This window comes from Nonomuraea sp. bgisy101 (assembly GCF_057708945.1).
This window is the reverse complement of record NZ_JBYITD010000002.1, coordinates 309,959-323,618: the sequence shown is the minus strand read 5'-3', so window position 1 is coordinate 323,618 and position 13,660 is coordinate 309,959. Positions and strand designations below refer to the sequence as shown.

Genomic DNA, 13,660 nt, shown 5'->3' with positions numbered 1-13,660 from the left:
GTGTCAAGTTCGCCGGGAGTTGGGACTATCTAGAAAAGTAGGCGTATATAGTCAGCCGATCAACGAGCACCGCGGCCTGGAGGACGACATGGCCATCCCAGACCTCACGCCGCACCCTGTCGCGGCGAAGTACGCCGTCCTTGTGGACGTCGGTTATCTCTATGCCGCGGCAGGTGAAGTACTGCTCGGCGCCAAGGAGCGCAAGGAATACCGGGTTGCCGCCGATGAGCTCATCCAATCGTTGCAGAAGCATGCGGAGCAACGTATTTCTGGCGAACTCCTGCGGATCTATTGGTATGACGCCGCCCGTGACCGTGTGCCCACCGTTGACCAGCGGGTCATCGCCCAGCTTCCCTGGGTGAAGGTACGGCTTGGCAATCTGAACGCGCGTGGCCAGCAGAAAGGCGTTGACGCCCAGATCAGGAGCGACCTTGAGGCGCTGGCCAGGCATCACGCGGTGACGGACACGATCCTGCTGGCGGGCGATGAGGACATGGTGCCCGCGGTCGAGGCCGCCCAGGCCTACGGCGTGCGGATCCACCTGTGGGGCGTCGAGCCGCCGTACGGCACCAACCAGGCCGAGCGCCTGGTGTGGGAGTCCGACACCGTCGAAGTGATCTCCGCTGACTTCCTGAGGCCGTTTTTCAGCCGTGCGCCGCAGCCCGTGGCGGTGGTACCGCCGGTCACGGCCCCGTCGCCCGCGCAGGTCTTCGCCGGCCGTACGGCCGCGCCGAAGCCGCACGTCAAGCCCGGCCAGGTGGCCAAGCTCGGGCCGTCCAGGCCCAGGGTGGAGGACGTCGGCGAGCACGTGGCACAGAAGTGGATACTCACCCGCGGTCGCGACAACATCAGGGACCTGCTTCCGGGGCCGATCCTGCCGACGGTCATCGACACCGAACTGCTCATCGAGGCGGAGAAGGAGCTCGGCCACTCGCTGCGGCCCTACCCTGAGGCACGGGTGTGGCTGCGCGACGGGTTCTGGGCGCGCGTCTACCGCGAGTTCGACCTGGGCGTGGGGGTCTCCTCCAAGTAGAGTCCCTCGCCACTGAGGGCCGCGGGCAGGTCGGCGCGCGACGTCTCGTACTCCAGGCCGAAGCGCTCCTGCCCGAGCGCCGCCACCGCGGCGGCGGTGATCCTGTCGACGTCGCCACGCTCGGCCGGGGGCAGCGGCGCGCCCACCGACTCCCTGATCGCCGCCGCCGCGCCGAGCAGGCGGGCCGCCTCCGCTGGGCGGCCCTTGGCCGCGTGCGCGCCCGCCAGCCCCTCATAGGCGAGGGCGACGCTGCGTGAGCCGCCGCTCTCGCGTGCGGCGGCGAGCCCTTCAAGATGCAGGGCGAGCGCGGCGTCCAGGTCGCCGCGCAGTTCGGCGACGAAGCCGAGCTCGGCCAGGATCAGCGCCATCGCGATGGCTGAGTCGACCTGACGGTTCCACGCCAGCCACGTGCGCAGGTGCGCCTCCGCCACCTCCAGCCTGCCCTGGCGGCGGGCGCCGAGGGCGAGTCCGAGCGCGGCGTACTCCTCACCGATCGTGTAGCCCTGCTCCTTCGCCAGGCGGCCGGCCCGCTCGTGCAGGTCGTCGGCCCTGGCGTGCTCGCCTTCCAGCAGCGCGATCCTGCCGAGCTCCGACAGTTTGTCCGCGACCTCGCTCCACAGGCCGAGCTCCTCGGCGATGCGCAGGCCGTCCGTGTGGGTGCTCGCCGCGCGCGGGTAGTCGCCGACGTACTCGGCGTGCGCGCCCAGCGTCAGCGTGTTGTGCAGCCGGCCCCAGCGGTCGCCGAGCGCGGTGAACATGGTCATGCTCCGCCTGCCGTCGGCCTCCATCGCCCGCAGGTCGCCGCGCACGAGCGCCTGCCTGGAGCGGGTGCTGAGCGCGGCCGCCACGCCCCAGTCGTCGCCGATGGCGCGGAACAGGTCGAGGATCCGCTCGATCTCGTCCTCGCCCTGCTTGGCGTCACCCACCCCGAGCCTGGTCAGCGCGAGGAACCACTCGGCTCTGGCCCGCCCGGCCAGCCCTTCGAGGTCGCCGGGCCGCTCGCCGGTCCCGGTGGCCAGCACCTCGCCCATGCGCAGCGCGAACGCGCTCAGCCAGACGCGAGTGGTGCCCGTCTCGTCGCCGGGACCGCCCGCCGCCACGGCCGCGGCCAGCCACCTGCGGCCCTCGCCCAGGCGCCCGCGCAGTACCCAGTACCAGGCCAGCGCGTTGACCAGGCGCGGCGCGCCGCCGTGCCGTACGGCGGCGTCGAGGGCGGCGCGCAGGTTGGCGCTCTCGGCGTCCAGCCTGGCCAGCCACTCCCGCTGCTCGGGCCCCCTCAGGTACGGCTCGGCCGAGACGGCCAGCTCGGTGTAGTGGCGCAGGTGCCGCCGCTCGATCTCCTCCAGCTCGCCCGCCTCCGCCAGGCGTTCACGGCAGTAGGCGGCCACCGATTCGAGGAGCCGGTAGCGCGGCTCCGCGCCGGTCGAGACCGTGACCAGGGAGTGGTCGACCAGGCCCGCCATCAGGTCGACGACATCCAGCCCTGCGCCGCCGCCGACGGCCTCCGCGGCGCGCAGCGTGCACCCGCCCGCGTGGACGGCCAGCCTGCGGAGCACCGCCCGCTCGGCGTCACCGAGCAGGTCCCAGCTCCAGTCGATGACCGCGCGCAACGTCCGCTGCCTGGCGGGCGCGTCGTTCCCGCCCTCGGCCAGCACCTTGAACCCGTCGAGCGTCCGAGGTCGCGTGCCGCGCGCGCCGTCCCGCCCCGGGGTGAGCACGCCCAGGCGCGCGGCGAGCTCGTGGACGCCGAGCGCGCGCACCCTGGTGGCCGCCAGCTCCAGCGCGAGCGGGATCCCGTCCAGCCGCTCGCAGATGGCGGCGACCGCCTTCTCGTTGCCCTCGTCGACGGCGAAGCCCGGCGTGCGCGCCATCGCCCGTGCCTCGAACAGCCGCACCGCGCTGGGCGTGGCCAGCGGCGGGACCTGCCACAGCCGCTCGCCCGCGAGGCCCAGCGGCCGCCTGCTGGTGGCCACGACCCGCAGCCCCTGCACGGCCCGCAGCAGTCTCCCCGCCAGCTCGGCCACGGGAGCGAGCACGTGCTCGCAGTTGTCGAGAACGAGCAGCATCTGCCTGCCGCGCAGCGACTCGGCCAGGCTGAGCGTGCCGCTCTCGTCGCGCACGCCGAGCACGGCCGCCACCGCCTCCTCGACCCTGCGCGTACGGCAGGCGGCGTCGTCCGACGTCAGGGCGGGCAGCGAGCCGAGCTCGACCAGCCAGGCGCCATCGGCGAAGGAACCCGCCAGCCGCCTCGCCGTCTCCAGCGCGAGGCTGGTCTTGCCCACGCCGCCAGGCCCGGTCAGCGTCACCAGGCGGCCCTTGTCGAGCAGCGTCGCCACCTCGGTGAGCGCCTGCGCCCGTCCGACCAGGTCGCTGAGCGGGGCGGGCAGGTTGGTGGGCGGCGGCGCGGCGGGCACCGCGTCCAGCGAAGGATCCTGCCTGAGCATGGCCTGGTGGAGCGTCGCCAGCTCGCGGCTCGGGTCGACGCCCAGCTCGTCGGCGAGGCGTTCGCGCAGGTCGCGGAAGCCGTCCAGGGCCTCGCTCTGCCGTCCCGACCGGTAGAGGGCCCGCAGGTGGACGGCGCGCAGCCGCTCGCGCAGCGGATGGCGGGTCACCAGGTCGCCGAGCTCGCCCGCCAGGACGGCGTGCTCGCCCAGCTCCAGCCTGGCCTCGGCCCGCTCCTCCATCGCCGCGAGGCGCAGCTCGTCCAGCCTGGCGATCTCCGGTCCTGCGAAGTCCCCGTCGGCGAACTCGATCAGCGCCGGTCCCCGCCACAGCGCGAGCGCGTCGCCCAGCAGGTCGGCGCGGGCGCGTGGGGTGCCCGCCGTACGGGACCGGGCGACGAGGGCCTGGAAGCGGCCCGTGTCGACGGCGTCGGGCCGCACGTCGAGCAGGTAGCCGGGCGCGCGGGAGACCACCAGCCGCCGCGCCCCCTCCTCGGCGTCCTCCAGCACCCTGCGCAGCTGGGAGACCCTGGTCTGCAGCGACGCCGACGGGTTCACGGGGAGGCTCTCGCCCCACAGGTGGTCGATCAGCCGGTCCGCGGGCACCACCGTGCCCGCCGACACGATCAGCTCGGCCAGCAGCGCGCGGACCTTCAGCTCGGGGATCCTGACCGGCCTGCTCTCTGACGTCCACACGGCCAGCGGACCGAGCACCCCGAAGCGCATGCCGCAAACAGTACCCAAAGCCTGTCCGAAGGGTTTCTGGAGTCCTTCGCCGCAAGGTGTGGGACATGCGACTCGCGTTCATCATCGGCGGCGGGGCCGACGGGCTGGAAGTGGCCGAATGGCTGTGGCATCTCGCCTGCCCGCACGGCTTCGAGGTGGACCTGCTCGACCTCGAGGTGGCGGGGTTGCCCGAGGTGTGCTCGAGCGAGGTGCCGACGCCGCCTGCCGTACGCGATCTGCTGCCGTGGCTGGCCGCGGCCGACGCGTTCGTGGTGGTGCGCCCCGCGTGCTTCCCCGACTCGCTGGCCACCTGGTACGCGCCGCAGTGGCGGGCCAGGCCCGCGGCCTTCGCCGGCCGCGACGACGACCAGGGCGCCGCCGCCCGGCTGCGGCCCGTCTTCGCGGTGACCGTGAACGAGGTCATCAGGTACGGCCGGCGCGGCTCGGCCGACCGCGTGTTGTCCCTTCTGAAGAGAGAGAAGTGATCATGTCTGTGCCCACCCCCCGTGCGGGGGCCAGGCAGTGGCTCGGCCTCGCCGTGCTGCTCCTGCCCACCGTGCTGCTGTTCCTGGCGATGACGGTGCTGTTCCTGGCCACCCCGCACATCGCGGCCGACCTGCGGCCCAGCAGCGCCGAGTTGCTGTGGATCAATGACATCTACGGGTTCATGATGGCCGGACTGCTGGTGGCCATGGGCACCGTCGGCGACAGGATCGGCCGGCGCAAGGTGCTGCTGTTCGGCGCCGCCGCGTTCGGCGTCGCCTCCGCCGCCGCGGCGTTCGCGCCCGGCGCCGAGCTGTTGATCGCCGCCCGCGCGGTGATGGGAATCGGCGCCGCGGCCGTCATGCCGTCCACGCTCTCGCTGATCAGCAACATGTTCAGGGACGACAGGCAGCGGGCGAGCGCGATCGGCATGTGGGCCGCCTCCGTCTCGGTCGGCGTCGCCGTCGGCCCGCTCGTCGGCGGGCTGCTCCTGGAGTCGTACTGGTGGGGTGCCGCGCTGCTGGCGGGCGTGCCCGTCATGGCCGTCGTGCTGATCGCCGCGCCCGCCCTGGTGCCCGAGTACCGGGCGCCGCGCGCGGGCAGGGCCGACGTGCCGAGCGTGCTGCTGTCGATGGCGACGCTGCTGCCGATCGTCTACGGGGTGAAGGAGCTGGCCAAGGCCGGCCTGTCGGCGGCCGCGCTCGTGTCGCTCGTCGCGGGCCTCGTCTTCGCGACGGTCTTCGCCCGCCGCCAGCTCCGTCTCGACAACCCGCTGCTCGACATGCGCCTGTTCGCCAACCGCACCTTCAGCGGCGCGCTGGGCGTCTTCCTGCTCTCGGCGATCGCGCTCGGCGGGGTCTACCTGCTCTTCACCCAGTACCTGCAGCTCGTGGCCCAGCTGTCGCCGCTGCAGGCGGGCCTGTGGATCCTGCCCGCCGCGCTCGCGCTCGTGGCGGTCTCGACGCTGTCGCCGATGATCGCGCGCCGGGTTCGGCCCGCGTACGTCGTGGCGGCGGGGGCGCTGCTGTCGGCGCTCGGGTACCTGGTGCTAACCCAGGTGGGCAGCGTGTCGGGGCTGCCGCTGCTCATCACCGGGTTCTACATCCTCTACCCGGGCATCGCGCCCACGATGGCGCTGACCACGAACCTGGTGATCGGCGCCGCTCCTCCCGAGAAGGCAGGCGCCGCGTCGGCGGTGAACACGACGGCCAGCGACCTCGGCGTCTCGCTCGGGATCGCGCTGCTGGGCACCATCGGCACGGTCGTCTACCGGAGCGAGATGCCCGCGGGGTCTGCCGACACCATCTCGGGTGCGCTCGCGGCGGCCTCGGACCTGCCCTCGGCGGAGGGTGCGGCGCTCGCCGAGGCGGCGCGGGCGGCTTTCACCAGCGGGCTGAACGTGGCAGGGGCGGTCGCGGCGGTGCTCACTGTGGGCGCGGCGGTGCTGGCGGTGACGCTGCTGCGGCGGGTCCCTCCCACGGCGGCTCCCGCGCCGGTGGAGCGGGAGGAGGTCCTGACGGGAGCATGACGCGCTTCCCCGGCCGGAGTCGGAGGACACACCGGACTCCGGCCGGGGTCGTCCCGAACCCAGCCCGGCCACCTGGCTGGGCTTGGGGTTTCGAGTCGAGCCGGACGCGTCCCGGGGGACACCGGTCAGGTGGGGTTCAGGAGGGCCTCGGCGACGGCGGTGCGGGCGTACAGGACGTAGCGGCCCGTGCGGTGCGAGCTGCACAGGCCCGCCTTCTTCAGGGCCGTCAGGTGCTGGTTCGCTCCCGGTTCCGACAGCCCGGCCCTGGCCGCGAGGTCCCGGGTCGACGCGGGCTGGTCCAACTCGGCCAGCAGCCTGGCCCTGGTCGACCCGAGCACCGCCGCCAGCGCCGCAGGCGGGTCCCTCCGCTCGCTCTCCCACAGCGTCGCGATCCCCCGAGGCGGGTAGCGCAGCGTCGGCTGGAACGGCGGCACCGTGATCGAGAAGATGCGCGGCCACACGAAGACGGAGGGCACCAGCAGCAGCCCGCGCCCGTCGAGGGGCCTGACGCCCTGGCAGAAGCGGTGCGCGAGACGGAGCCGCTCGCCCTGCCAGCTCACGTTCGCGTCGAGATCGGCCAGCATGCCGTGCACCCCTCCTTCGGCCAGGACGCGGGCGCGGTAGAGCAGGTCGCCTTCCAGGAGCGCGCGGATGCGCGGCCAGTACGGTTCGATGGCCGCCGCCCAGTACGCCCTGATCTCGTCGGCCAGCCGTACGAGCCCCGCCTCAGGGTCGTCGTGGAGCGCCTGCAGCCGCGGGGTGCGGGCGACGTCCCACGCGTCGAGTTCGGCGCGGACGTCGGCGGCGCGCGAGAGCATGCCCGCCAGCTCCAGTTCCAGGTCGGGCAGCGACGTGGTGGGCGGCGGCGCGATGAAGGCGACGAGCGAGATCGTGGGCACGGGCACGAGATCGGACAGCAGCCGCCAGTCCACGTCCGCCAGCCGGCGGCGTACCTGGCCGGCCCAGCGGCGGTTGATCCCCGTGGGCTCCTTCACCACCCTGACGCTGGCGACGACCTCCCACAACGGCGAGAGGGCGAAGCGCGTGTTCGCGATGTCCTGGACGGTAAAGGTCAGTTCGATTAGCTCTCTCCTTAATTCGTCGCCATTAGACCATCCCGACCGGCATCGTGCCAGGCATGAACCCCGACTTCCGGCGGCTGTACGTGGCCGCGTTCGGCAGCCAGTTCGGCACGCAACTCTCCTACGTCGCGCTGCCGCTGCTGGCCGTGACCGCGCTCGACGCGAGCCCGGGCGAGGTCGGCCTGCTCAGCTCGCTGGCGACGCTGGTCGTGCTGGTCATGGGCCTGCCCGCCGGGGTGTGGGTCGACCGGGTACGGCGGCGCCCCGTCATGGTGACGATGGACGTGGTGCGCGCGGCTGCGCTGGCCACCGTCGCGGCCGCCTGGTGGCTGGACGCGCTGACGATGGAGCAGCTCTACCTGGTCGCGATCGTGTCGGGCATCGGCACCCTGTTCTTCGACGTGGCCTCGCACAGCATGGTGCCCGCCCTGGTCGGCCGTGACCGGCTGACCTCCGCGAACTCGTTGCTCGTGGGGACGAACTCGGCGATGTACATCACGGGGCGCAGCGTCTCCGGCGTGCTCACCCAGGTGCTGGGGGCTCCGCTGGTCCTGCTGCTCGACGCGGTGACGTACGTGTGGTCGGCGTGGTGGCTGCGGGGGATCAGGGCGGTGGAGCCGCCGCCGGCCGTACGGGAGCCGGTCGTACGGCAGCTTCGTGAAGGGTTGCGGTTCCTGTTCGGGAACAGGGTGCTGGTGTCGATCGCGGCGCAGGGGGCGATGGTGAACCTCGGGTTCCCGCTGGCCACGGTGTTGCTGCCGGTGCTGCTGATCCGGGAGCTCGCCTTCCCCGAGTGGGTGTTCGGCGCGTTCCTCGCGGCCAGTGGCGTGGGGTCGCTCGTGGGGTCGGCGTGCGCGCACCTGTTCGCCAGGTGGCTCGGGCAAGGCCGCGCGGTGTGGCTGCTCGGGGTGCTGACCGCGCCGTTCTCCCTGCTGGTGCCGCTGCTGGACCACGGGGTCTGGATCTGGGCGGCGGCCGCGGGCCTCTTCGTCCAGTCCGTGCGCACGGGCGTGAACAACGTGCTGCTGGTGAGCTTCAGGCAGCAGCTCACGCCCGATCACATGCTCGGCAGGATGACCTCGATCATGCAGGTCATCCTGATGGGCGCGGTGGGCCTCGGCGGGCTGCTCGCCGCGGGCGTCGGCGAGCTGTGGGGGGTGCGCGCGACGCTGTGGGCCGGCGCGATCCTGATGGCGCTGTCGTGGGTGCCGCTGATCACGGTGAGGTCCGAAATCCGCCAGTTGGGGGTGTCCAGCAGGCGATAGCGTCGTGGCATGGAAACGTTGGACTTCGACGCCTGCTACCGCGCGGTGTCCGCGCGCGACGCCAGGTTCGACGGGCGCTTCTACACGGCGGTGAAGACGACAGGCATCTACTGCAGGCCGATCTGCCCCGCGCGCACCCCCGCGTCCCGCAACGTACGCTTCTACCGGCACGCCGCCTCCGCCGAGGCCGCGGGGTTCAGGCCGTGCAAGCGGTGCCGCCCCGAGCTGTCGCCAGGTGACCCCGGCTGGGACGTGCGCGGCGACCTGGTGGGGCGGGCGCTGCGGCTGATCGACGACGGCGCGGCCGACGACCACGGCGTCGCGGGGCTGGCGACGAGGCTGCACATCACCGAGCGGCACCTGCACCGGCTGTTCGTCGGCGAGCTGGGCGTCGGGCCGCTGGCGGTGGCCCGCACCAAGCGGCTGCTGCTGGCCAAGCAGCTGTTGACGGAGACGGCGCTCCCCGTGACGGAGGTGGCGTTCGCGGCGGGGTTCGGCAGCGTGCGGCAGTTCAACGCCACCATGCAGGAGACGTACGGCTTCACGCCGTCGGAGATGCGCGCCACCGCGCACCGGCCGGGCGCCCCCGCCGCGCTCAGGCTCAGGCTGAACTGGCGGGAACCGTACGACGTGGAGGGGTTGTTCGCGTTCCTGGCCGCGCGTGCGATCCCCGGGCTGGAGCGGATCGAGAACGGGTCCTACCACCGGGTGGTGCAGGGCGGCTCGATCACGCTGACGCCCGGCGACGGGCACGTCCTGCTCGACGCCTCGCTCGACGACACCAGGCATCTGGCCAGGGTCGTGGCGCGCTGCCGCAGGCTGCTCGACCTCGACGCCGATCCCGCCGCGATCAGCGAGGCGCTCGGCTCGACGTCGCTGGCCCCGCTGGTGGCCGCGCGGCCGGGGCTGCGCGTCCCAGGCGCGTTCGACGGGTTCGAGCTGGCCGTCAGGGCGATCGTCGGACAGCAGATCTCGGTCGCGGGCGCCAGGACGCTGCTGGGCAGGATCGTGGACAGGGCGGCCGGTTTCCCCTCGGCCGCGCAGATGGCGGACATGGACCTGTCGGGGCTCGGCATGACCACCAGGCGGGTGGCCACGCTAGGGGACCTGGCGGGCCGGGTCGCCGCGGGCGACATCGACCTCGACGGCGGGCAGGATCCCGCCGACGCGGTCGCCGACCTGCTCAAGGTGCCGGGCATCGGCCCGTGGACCGCCGGCTACATCTCGCTGCGCGCGCTGCGCGACCCCGACGCGTGGCCTTCGGGCGACCTCGTCCTGGTCAAGCGCATGGCCGCGCTCGGCATCCCTCAGGACCACCTCGAGCGGTGGCGGCCCTGGCGGGCCTACGCCGCCCTTCACCTCTGGAGCTCTTCATGATCGAAGCGCAGCTGCTGCCCACCCCTGTCGGCCCGCTCGCGCTGCTGGCGCGCGACGGCGTGATCGTCGCCGCGGGGTTCACCGCCGACCCCACCGACATGTTCGTACGGCTCTCGCCCGAGCTGCGGGAGCTCGGCCTCGACGTCGTGGAGGACCTGGGCGCGCCCGCGGAAGCGGTGCGGGCCTACCTGGCGGGCGACCTCGAGGCGCTCGACGCCGTCCCTGTCGAGCAGCCTGGCACCCCCACCCGCAAGCGGCTGCACCAGACTCTGCGAGAGGTCAAGCCTGGGACCACGGTGTCGTACGCGGAGCTGGCCGAGCGGGCGGGCATGCCGAGGACCGCGGCGCGGGCGGCGGGCTCGGCCTGCGCCCAGAACCTGATCGCCCCGTTCGTGCCCTGCCACAGGGTGCTGCCGAGCACGGGCGGATTCGGTGGCTACTACTACGGCGTGCCGGTCAAGGAGTGGCTGCTGGCGCACGAGTCCGGCAAGGCGTGAGCCGCCGGCCCCGGCTCGGCGGCGATCCGAGCCGGGGCGTCAGAGCCGGGTCACCAGTCGCCGTCGCCCCCGTCGCCCCCGTCGACCCCGTCGCCTTCGAAGATCTCCTCGATGGCCTCGCCCATGACGAGCCCGCCGACCACGCCGGCGGCGGCGCCCGCTGTCACGGCCCCGAAGCCGGGACCGCCATGACCGTGGTCGTCGTGGTCGTAACCGTGATGACCATGGTGGCCATGGTGGGAGGACTGCGACAGCTGGGCCATCCAGCGGTCGATCTCCCCTGCCCAGTCGCGGCGCAGGGCCTCCTCGTGGGTGACGTGGAAGCGGCCGATCGCGTCTCCCGAGCGGCCCCCTGACTCCAGGACGATCTCGAGGCCGCCCTCGTCGGCGACGAAGGTCAGCTCGGCCTCGCCGCCGCCCGGGGCATAGAACTCGATCTCCTGGTAGAAGGGCAGCTCCTGGCGCACGCCGTACAGGCTGCCGACCTCGAGGTCGGCGGACCTGAACTGGAAGCCGAGCTGCGGGAACGCCTCCAGCACGCGCAGCTGGGAGGGCAGCGGCTCGACCGCGACCGGGTCGAGGTCGCCCTTGTCGACGGCCTTGGCGATGGCCAACTCCGTGCGCACCCCCACGGCCATGCCCGTCAGCGGACGGCCGCCCACCTCGGTGAGCGGGGTCTCCCACGGCACCGCCACCGTGAACGCGAGCGTCCTGTCCTCGCCCTTGGCCAGTGTGAAGGGCCCTGACACCGTCGTGCGGAAGAACTCGCCGACGCCGCTCCCCTCGCCCTCGCCGTGCTCGATCTCGACCCTGGCGACCAGGCCGAGCGTGACGTGCTCGATCTCGGCGTCGAAGTCGCCGCCCGTGAGCCGTACTTCACCGGACAGCCGCCCGCCCGGCTGGATCCGCGGGGTGGTGAGGACGGTGTCCACTGTGGGGGCGCCGACGCCGAACGCGCCCAGCATCCGCTTGAAGACCACGGCTTGTTCTCCCTGTCGAGTTGGATGGTGCACCTCAGGCCACAACGATCAAGGTCCGGAGCCGGTTCCTGATCGCGGGACGTATGCTGGCGCGCATGACCGTCCAAGGGGCGATCGAGACCCTGCGCTATCCCGCCAACTCACTGGTGATCGTCACGGGCCTGCCAGGCGCGGGCAAAACGACTCTCCTGCGCCGCCTGTACGGCATGGACGGCACCGAGAGCGTCCCGTTCACGGCGGGCCGGGTGACGGTGATCGACTCCCAGCAGTCGCGTGCCCGATGGACCGGTCGGCTGCGCTGGGCGCCCAAGCCGGTAGGCACCGGCGTGGTGTTCGCCACGCACGTGTGGCGGATCAGGCGCGGCCTGAGCGTGGGCGGTCCCGTGATCGCGCACAACAGGGGCTGCGGGCCCCGCGTGCTGCGAGCGTTCGCGTGGCTGGCCCGGCGTCACCGCGCGGAGCTGCACCTGCTGCTCCTCGACGCGCCACCGGATGTCGCGCTCGCCGGGCAGTACGCCAGGGGCAGGGTCGTGGCGACCACGACCTTCACCCGCCACCGGCGACACTGGCACGCGCTGCTCGGCCAGGTGCGGGCCGGCGATCCGAATCCCGCGAAGGGCGCGCACGTGCTCGACCGCGCGGGCGCCGACCGGCTGACGCGCATCGCCTTCGGCGACCGTCAGGGGTTGGCGCTCTCCGACGGCTGACGGCCCGCGGGCACGGCGGCCTCGCGTTCCTGCCGTAGCAGGAGCTGGTCGAGCTTGGCGTGCAGCGCGGCGAGGTCCTCCTTCACCTCCGCGAGCTCGGCCTGTGTCCGTGCCTCCGCGGTGGACGGCTCGGTGTCGTTCATGGCGTTGACCACGACCGCGATGAACAGGTTGAGCGCGACGAAGGTCGACATCAGGATGTAGGCGATGAAGAACAGCCACGCCCACGGCTTCTCCTTCATCACCTCCTGCGCGACGTTGCCCCAGTCGTCGCCCGTCATGATCTGGAAGAGCGTGAACAGCGATCGGGGCAGCTCGTCGAAACGCTCGGGCACGATCTCGCCGAAGAGCTTGGTGGCGATCACCGCGGCGATGTAGACCATCAGCACCAGCAGGCCGATGATGGAGGCCATCCCCGGCACCGCGGCCAGCAGCGCGCCGACCACACGGCGCATGCTGGGCACCGCCGACACCAGGCGCAGTGCCCTGAGGATGCGCAGCGCCCTCAGCACCGAGGTGGGTCCGGAGGCGGGCACCAGCGCGATCACCACGATCACGGTGTCGAACCAGTTCCACGGGTCGGCGAAGAACTTCCTGCCGTAGGCGTACAGGCGCGCGACGATCTCGGCCGCGAAGATCGCCAGCGCGATCCTGTCGACGGCGTGCAGCAGCCCTCCGGCCCGTTCCATCAGGAAGGAGCTGGTCTCGCAGCCGATCGTCACCGCGTTGACCACGATGACGACGATGATCGCTCGCTGGACGAGCGGAGTCTCGAGGACCACGCGCACGCGTTGCTGAGGCGACAACGGGACCGTTCCCCCAAGGACGAACCAACACCAACCGGTGATCATCGTAGGGGTGCGGGCGAGTGCCGACGATCAAGACCTTTCGGTTCGGCCCCAGACGTTCATCGCGTCGTAGGCCGCGCGCCACTCGTCGCGGTAGGCCGCCTGGATGTGCTCGGGCATGCGGCTGAGGATCAGCGCGGTCCGCTCCTCGCTCGCGCTGTCCAGCACCCATGGCAGGTAGCGGGTGGAGTCGGCGCCGATCCGCTTGCCGTGCTCCTGACCGAAGGCCTGCCACTGCTCGGGCGTGACGCTCAGGTCGATCACCGCCAGCGCCTCGCTCTCCTCGTGCTTGAGGTGCCCGCCGAGGACGCCGGTCAGGGTGTCGGAAAGGTCGCCGAGCCGTTCGTGACCCGTGTCGGGGTCGGCGATCGCCGCGTCGAAGGCCTCCAGGAGGGGGTCGATGAGCGCGTGCTCGGCCTCCATCGCGGCGAGCAGCGCGAGTTCGTCGGGCCGGTCGGCCAGCGTCCGCTCCATCACGGGCCACAGCAGGTCGTCCTCGGTGGTGTGGTGGACCCGCAGGTAGGCCTTGAACATCTCCCAGCCCACGGCCGCGCCCAGCAGCCGTCCCGGGTCGTCGTCCATGCGGGCGGTGATGCGGGCGATGCGCTCCGCGTCCCGCCGGAGGGCGTCATGCACCGTGAACATCATCGTCATGTCGAGTTGATACGTCATGCGAGAAAGCTAAAGCGCCAT

Annotated in this window: 12 protein-coding genes; 7 read left to right on the top strand and 5 right to left on the bottom strand. The window is 72.4% G+C overall.

Annotation, left to right across the window (positions count from 1 at the left end):
- Nucleotides 1-88: 88 nt before the first annotated feature.
- Entirely contained in the window at nucleotides 89-1,033 is a 945-nt protein-coding gene (locus AC3EO4_RS05075; protein WP_354906116.1) for an NYN domain-containing protein, read from the top strand.
- Here AC3EO4_RS05075 and AC3EO4_RS05070 read toward each other — a convergent pair.
- Nucleotides 991-4,200, bottom strand: a complete 3,210-nt coding sequence (locus AC3EO4_RS05070; protein ID WP_431894017.1) for an AfsR/SARP family transcriptional regulator — start codon at nucleotides 4,198-4,200, stop codon at nucleotides 991-993. The two genes, AC3EO4_RS05075 and AC3EO4_RS05070, sit on opposite strands and share 43 nt — an antisense overlap.
- A 65-nt stretch (nucleotides 4,201-4,265) precedes the next feature.
- On the opposite strand from AC3EO4_RS05070, the gene AC3EO4_RS05065 reads away from it, so the two are divergent.
- On the top strand, nucleotides 4,266-4,685 hold the full coding sequence (locus tag AC3EO4_RS05065) for an NAD(P)H-dependent oxidoreductase (protein WP_379571088.1): 420 nt from the start codon (nucleotides 4,266-4,268) through the stop codon (nucleotides 4,683-4,685).
- Between the two features lie 2 nt (nucleotides 4,686-4,687).
- Nucleotides 4,688-6,211, top strand: a complete 1,524-nt coding sequence (locus AC3EO4_RS05060) for an MFS transporter (protein WP_431894015.1) — start codon at nucleotides 4,688-4,690, stop codon at nucleotides 6,209-6,211.
- Nucleotides 6,212-6,336: 125 nt separating this feature from the next.
- Here the strand turns inward: AC3EO4_RS05060 and AC3EO4_RS05055 are convergent, their stop codons facing one another.
- Nucleotides 6,337-7,206, bottom strand: coding sequence for an ArsR/SmtB family transcription factor (locus AC3EO4_RS05055; RefSeq protein ID WP_379571084.1), 870 nt, complete (start codon nucleotides 7,204-7,206; stop codon nucleotides 6,337-6,339).
- 143 nt (nucleotides 7,207-7,349) lie between these two features.
- On the opposite strand from AC3EO4_RS05055, the gene AC3EO4_RS05050 reads away from it, so the two are divergent.
- From AC3EO4_RS05050 to AC3EO4_RS05040, 3 genes are read left to right on the top strand one after another with little or no spacing between them, the layout of a single operon-like run.
- Complete coding sequence (locus AC3EO4_RS05050; RefSeq protein ID WP_379571082.1) at nucleotides 7,350-8,558, top strand: MFS transporter; 1,209 nt, start codon at nucleotides 7,350-7,352, stop codon at nucleotides 8,556-8,558.
- A gap of 9 nt (nucleotides 8,559-8,567) precedes the next feature.
- Nucleotides 8,568-9,935: a DNA-3-methyladenine glycosylase 2 family protein gene (locus AC3EO4_RS05045; protein WP_431894013.1), complete on the top strand. Its 1,368-nt coding sequence runs from the start codon at nucleotides 8,568-8,570 to the stop codon at nucleotides 9,933-9,935.
- Entirely contained in the window at nucleotides 9,932-10,432 is a 501-nt protein-coding gene (locus AC3EO4_RS05040; RefSeq protein ID WP_431894011.1) for a methylated-DNA--[protein]-cysteine S-methyltransferase, read from the top strand. Before AC3EO4_RS05045 ends, AC3EO4_RS05040 begins: the two co-directional genes overlap by 4 nt.
- A 50-nt stretch (nucleotides 10,433-10,482) precedes the next feature.
- On the opposite strand, the gene AC3EO4_RS05035 is transcribed toward AC3EO4_RS05040, so the two are convergent.
- Nucleotides 10,483-11,412, bottom strand: coding sequence for a sporulation protein (locus AC3EO4_RS05035; RefSeq protein WP_431894009.1), 930 nt, complete (start codon nucleotides 11,410-11,412; stop codon nucleotides 10,483-10,485).
- A 95-nt stretch (nucleotides 11,413-11,507) separates the two neighbouring features.
- Here AC3EO4_RS05035 and AC3EO4_RS05030 point away from each other — a divergent pair, with 95 nt between their 5' ends.
- Complete coding sequence (locus AC3EO4_RS05030) at nucleotides 11,508-12,119, top strand: AAA family ATPase (protein ID WP_431894007.1); 612 nt, start codon at nucleotides 11,508-11,510, stop codon at nucleotides 12,117-12,119.
- On the opposite strand, the gene AC3EO4_RS05025 is transcribed toward AC3EO4_RS05030, so the two are convergent.
- Both AC3EO4_RS05025 and AC3EO4_RS05020 read right to left on the bottom strand, forming a co-directional pair.
- On the bottom strand, nucleotides 12,092-12,901 hold the full coding sequence (locus AC3EO4_RS05025; RefSeq protein ID WP_379571072.1) for an ion transporter: 810 nt from the start codon (nucleotides 12,899-12,901) through the stop codon (nucleotides 12,092-12,094). The genes AC3EO4_RS05030 and AC3EO4_RS05025 overlap by 28 nt on opposite strands.
- A gap of 96 nt (nucleotides 12,902-12,997) precedes the next feature.
- Nucleotides 12,998-13,639, bottom strand: coding sequence for a hemerythrin domain-containing protein (locus AC3EO4_RS05020; RefSeq protein ID WP_431894004.1), 642 nt, complete (start codon nucleotides 13,637-13,639; stop codon nucleotides 12,998-13,000).
- Between the last annotated feature and the right edge of the window lie 21 nt (nucleotides 13,640-13,660).

What these genes read in the sequence shown, in the direction of transcription:
- AC3EO4_RS05075 (WP_354906116.1), top strand. Translation starts at nt 89, where the DNA reads ATGGCCATCCCAGACCTCACGCCGCACCCTGTCGCGGCGAAGTACGCC.
- AC3EO4_RS05070 (WP_431894017.1), bottom strand. Translation starts at nt 4,200, where the DNA reads ATGCGCTTCGGGGTGCTCGGTCCGCTGGCCGTGTGGACGTCAGAGAGC.
- AC3EO4_RS05065 (WP_379571088.1), top strand. Translation starts at nt 4,266, where the DNA reads ATGCGACTCGCGTTCATCATCGGCGGCGGGGCCGACGGGCTGGAAGTG.
- AC3EO4_RS05060 (WP_431894015.1), top strand. Translation starts at nt 4,688, where the DNA reads ATGTCTGTGCCCACCCCCCGTGCGGGGGCCAGGCAGTGGCTCGGCCTC.
- AC3EO4_RS05050 (WP_379571082.1), top strand. Translation starts at nt 7,350, where the DNA reads ATGAACCCCGACTTCCGGCGGCTGTACGTGGCCGCGTTCGGCAGCCAG.
- AC3EO4_RS05045 (WP_431894013.1), top strand. Translation starts at nt 8,568, where the DNA reads ATGGAAACGTTGGACTTCGACGCCTGCTACCGCGCGGTGTCCGCGCGC.
- AC3EO4_RS05040 (WP_431894011.1), top strand. Translation starts at nt 9,932, where the DNA reads ATGATCGAAGCGCAGCTGCTGCCCACCCCTGTCGGCCCGCTCGCGCTG.
- AC3EO4_RS05030 (WP_431894007.1), top strand. Translation starts at nt 11,508, where the DNA reads ATGACCGTCCAAGGGGCGATCGAGACCCTGCGCTATCCCGCCAACTCA.
- AC3EO4_RS05020 (WP_431894004.1), bottom strand. Translation starts at nt 13,639, where the DNA reads ATGACGTATCAACTCGACATGACGATGATGTTCACGGTGCATGACGCC.